The sequence below is a fragment of the Rhodococcus sp. P3_B8 genome, from assembly GCF_056402775.1.
This window is the reverse complement of the sequence record NZ_JBFUGT010000652.1, coordinates 1-1,057: the sequence shown is the minus strand read 5'-3', so window position 1 is coordinate 1,057 and position 1,057 is coordinate 1. Positions and strand designations below refer to the sequence as shown.

The 1,057-nt window shown below is 58.7% G+C and carries 1 protein-coding gene; it reads left to right on the top strand.

What is annotated here, in order from left to right; translation table 11 throughout:
* Positions 1 to 741: 741 nt before the first annotated feature.
* On the top strand, positions 742 to 1,057 hold a 316-nt coding region (locus AC1D1G_RS45495), incomplete at its 3' end, for a serine recombinase (protein ID WP_477956970.1).

Sequence of the window (1,057 nt, the reverse complement as noted above, 5' to 3'; positions counted from 1 at the left end):
GCCGGGACGACATGCCAGAGGCCGGAAGTTGGCCCCCCGATCAGGTGGTCACACGCAGGGCGAACCGAGAACTTATGGCGTGTCTCCATTGAACTTGTCAGGGTCGTGTGAGTCTTGTTCGCTCCTATAGGAAATCGGAAGAGTGCAGCGGTGATATCGTCACGCCGAGCCGGTCTCTTCCGGGCTGCTCCTTCTGCTGTGGGCGCGGGTCAGGCTTTTTGGCTGTATTCCCGGGCAATATCGTCAATCCTCAGGCAGTGAAGAGGGTGGCGTGGTGTGTTGATGTCAGTTATCCTTCAGCTCTTACGCTTTCGGTCGAATTGGGTCGACTCGAGGGCCCTCTCTCGCTTCTCCGCTCGGCGCTCCTTGAGGGTACGTGCAGACTGTTTCGAACTCTTGACGGCGGATTTGTCAGCCATTGTCGGTCCTTTCCGAATCGGCAACCGCGAACTGGCTTCGACCCTACCCAACAAAAGAAATAAGTCCAGTTCAGCGGCCGATATGGGGCGGCTCAAGTACAGGCGGGTCGTGACGGCGGGGTCGGTTGGAGCATCGTCACCGGGTTGTACCTCCTATTGGAGATGCTCTACGTCTCAGTAGCGTGCACCCCGATTGTCCTGCAGTGGCAGTCAGAGCTTCCGAGGTGCAAGGCGCGCAGTAAATTTCACGAAGCTTGCGTATTTCCTGCCGATGGCTATGGTGCAGGGCAGCGTTAGTGGCATCTATCTGGAGGACTGAAATGTGAGTGCAGCTACCGATCGTCAGTGGGCGGTTCGTGACGCTGTTCTGCGTTGGCTTCTAGCGAAGACAGCGGGGGGCTATCGCAGCCCGATTCTAGACGCGGATGCCATCGGAGCAGAAGTCGGGTGGGTGGCCTCGGCGCTCACCCACGACGAAGTGTCCGACGCCTCGATGTTTCTCTTCAAGGAGAACTTCCTGACAGGCGTGCCGGTAATGGGGATCGGGATTCCACGACCGATGCTGACTGTTGCCGGCCGTCGGGTGGCCAAGACCGGCAAACCTCTGAGGTCCAAGGACGACGCCCACGAAGTGAAGT